General features: G+C 68.0%; 3 protein-coding genes and 1 pseudogene. 3 read left to right on the forward strand and 1 reads right to left on the reverse strand.

What is annotated here, in order from left to right; translation table 11 throughout:
* Window positions 1–290 (forward strand): annotated as a pseudogene (locus VGZ32_RS18430) (transcriptional regulator); the annotation flags it as partial.
* Window positions 291–459: 169 nt separating this feature from the next.
* Here the strand turns inward: VGZ32_RS18430 and VGZ32_RS18435 are convergent.
* Window positions 460–1,122, reverse strand: coding sequence for a TetR/AcrR family transcriptional regulator (locus VGZ32_RS18435; protein ID WP_326887313.1), 663 nt, complete (start codon window positions 1,120–1,122; stop codon window positions 460–462).
* A 284-nt stretch (window positions 1,123–1,406) separates the two neighbouring features.
* Here VGZ32_RS18435 and VGZ32_RS18440 point away from each other — a divergent pair, with 284 nt between their 5' ends.
* Together VGZ32_RS18440 and VGZ32_RS18445 are read left to right on the forward strand one after the other, a co-directional pair.
* A complete protein-coding gene (locus tag VGZ32_RS18440) occupies window positions 1,407–2,144 on the forward strand; it encodes an SDR family NAD(P)-dependent oxidoreductase (protein WP_326887314.1) in 738 nt (245 codons plus the stop codon).
* A 56-nt stretch (window positions 2,145–2,200) separates the two neighbouring features.
* Window positions 2,201–3,049: an alpha/beta hydrolase gene (locus VGZ32_RS18445; protein ID WP_326887315.1), complete on the forward strand. Its 849-nt coding sequence runs from the start codon at window positions 2,201–2,203 to the stop codon at window positions 3,047–3,049.
* Window positions 3,050–3,092 lie beyond the last annotated feature (43 nt).

Raw genomic sequence — 3,092 nt, forward strand, 5'->3', positions numbered from 1 at the left:
TGGCCCGGCTGGTCGCCGACCTGCGCGAGGCCAGTCCGCGATTCCGCAGCCTCTGGGAGGCGCGTCGCGTCGGTGTCTACGAGCAGGAACGCAAGACCATCGAGCATCCCGAACTGGGCGTGCTGCACGTGGACTGCGACATCCTCACCGTCCATCGCAACGACCTGCGGCTGGTCGTCTACACCGCAGCTGCGGGCAGCCCATCAGCGAAGGCACTCGCAGAGCTCAGCATGACCCGCGCCGACCGGCTGACGCTGATAGACCGCCCACGTGGACACACGACGGAATGAAAGCGAGCTGAGATCACCACCGCCCAGACCGTCGGCGGGAATGAAACGCCCGGTCACACCGCACGATGACGGCGCCTGCCGCGAGAGGTTGCAGTGGCCACCCTGGTCGGCACCTTGCTACCCGGCCCGGCAGGCTGGCGAGGCGCACGAACGCCGGACCGGGCAGCGGTCACACGCTCGGCTTGGCAGGTTCGGGCTCGGCAGCGCGTGCACGCCGAGCGGTGCCCTGCTTCCCGGCATCCGGCGTCGGCGTCGGTGCGAAGGCGGCGTCGACGAGGGTCTTGGCGATATCGGCGGCGGACGTGGAGACGCCGGGGTCGCGATCCAGCCACGCGGACACTCCGGCACCGTCGTAGATCACGACAAGTTGCCTGGCGAGGGTTTCGGGCGCGGGGACGCCTGCGGCGTAGGCGAGGTCGAGGAAGAGCGAATGCATCCAGAGCCGGTATTCCTCGGTCGCCTTCTCCACGGCCTCGCTCGTGTCGGACTCCGCGCTGGCGCACATGAACGCGCACCCCCGGAAGTCCGGCTCGGCGAATATCTGCCCCTGTACCTCGAACACGCCGCTCAGCCGTTCGCGGGGCGTGCGGTAGCGCGCCTCGAGCTCCCGGGCCATGCGCTCGCGAGTCCGCGTGTGCCGGCCCCGGAGATACGCGCGGACAAGTTCCTCTTTGCTGCCGAAGGTGTTGTAGAGCGATGCCTTGGCGACGCCCGCCTTCTTGATCACCTGGTCGATGCCCACCGTGTTCACGCCCTCGGCGTAGAACAACTCGTCGGCAGCGGCCAGCAGTCGCTCGCGAACCGGCGTCCGCGTCTTCGTTTCCTCTGCCATGCGCTCACGGTACCAGACCGCCCAGTCTAGGGGGCTCGCACCCAGGTTGACTGAACCGCTTAGTTCATTTTCTCGCCTTCAGATTCCGGGCGGCACGGTGCCTGGCTTGGGCGCAGTGGGCATTTGAACTGGATATTTCGACTCTGAAGCACGTCGTATGCGGACTTGGCGGGCCTTCCGTTGGAGGGCGGCGACGCACAACGACGCTTGACTTCGATAGACAGATCGGTCTAGCTTCATGGCATCGATGAAGTGCTCAGTCTGTTCCTCAGAGGGAGACCATCATGACGGACAACGTCGACACGCATGCGCGCCGGACCGCTCTGGTAACCGGCGCGACGTCAGGCATCGGCCGAGCAGTCGCCGTGCGGCTGGCCGACGACGGTTTCCACGTGCTGGTGCACGGCCGGGACGCCGAGCGGGGAGCCGCGGTGGTCGAGGAGATCGAGAAGAACGGCGGAAGCGCCGAATTCCTTGCCGCCGACCTTTCCGACGTCCAGGCGATCGAGCAGTTGGCGGCGGCGGCCGGAGACGTGGACGTGCTGGTCAACAACGCCGGGTTCTCCTGGTTCGGTCCCACCGCAGAACTCACCTCAGAGACGTTCGACGCTCTGTTCGCGGCCAACGTGCGCTCGGCCTATTTCCTGGTGGCCGCGCTGGCGCCAAAGATGGCCGAGCGCGGCCGCGGCAGCATCGTCAACCTCGGCAGCATGGCCGGGCAGATCGGCCTGCCCGGGGGCGCCGCCTACAGCGCGACCAAGGCGGCGGTGGCCGCGTTCACCCGCGCGTGGGCCGCTGAGTACAGTCCGCGCGGCGTGCGAGTCAACACCATCGCGCCCGGCCCGGTCTACACCGGCGGCGCGGCGGAGGAGCGCATCACAGCCCTCGGCGACACCACCCTGCTCGCCCGCGCCGCGCAGGCCGAGGAGATCGCTGACGTGATTGCGTTCCTCGCCTCCCCGGCCGCCGGCTATGTGACCGGGGCACTGATTCCCGCCGACGGCGGGCGAACCGCCATCTGACCCCTACCGCCTTCCCGCACGCGCCGACCGCCCTCGCACCCAGGAGAAGCAGCACTATGACGCAGTACACGCACGGCACCGCCCCGACGCAGTTCGTCGAGGCCGGCGGCATCCGCTTCGCCTACCGCCGCTTCGGCGCTCCCGAGCGGACCCCGATCGTGTTCTTCCAGCACTTCATGGGCAACCTCGATGACCACGACCCGGCGCTGAGCGACGGATTCGCCGCCGACCGCGAGGTCATCTTGTTCAACAACACCGGGGTCGCCTCGACCAGCGGCCTGGTGCCCGAGACGATCGAGCAGATGGCCACGGACGCGGCCGCCTTCATCGAGGCGCTGGGCCTCGCGACGGTCGACCTGCTGGGCCACTCGATGGGCGGGCTGGTCGCCCAGGAGTTGGCGATCCAGCGCCCGGACCTGGCACGCCGACTCGTGCTGGTAGGCACCGGCCCCAAGGGCGGAGAGCGTGTCGGTCAGCCGTCGCGGCAGACCGCCGAATTGTTCACCAAGACCTACCCCCGGCAGCAGGACATGTGGCTGCCGATCCTTTTCGCGCCGACCGACACCAGCCAGAAGGCGGGCCGCGACTACGTGGATCGGATTGTGGCCCGCAAGGACCGCGACGAGCCCTTCTCCGAGCAGTCCGTCCTCGCCCAGCGCACCGCGATCGGGGCCTACGGCGCCGCGAAGGACCCGGCCTATCGGATCCTCACCTCGATCACCGCACCCGTACTGGTGGTCAACGGCACCGACGACATCGTCATCCCCACCGTCAACTCGTACATCCTCCAGCAGTTCCTGCCCAACGCCCAGCTGATCATTTATCCCGACGCCAACCACGGCGCCCACTTCCAATACCCCGACCTGTTCCTCAAGCACACCCGACTGTTCCTCGACGAGCAGTAACCATCGGGGCATGCGGTAACAGGGGCAGGACCACCGACACGAG

It is taken from the genome of Actinocrinis sp., assembly GCF_035938995.1.
GTDB lineage: Bacteria > Actinomycetota > Actinomycetes > Streptomycetales > Catenulisporaceae > DASZGI01.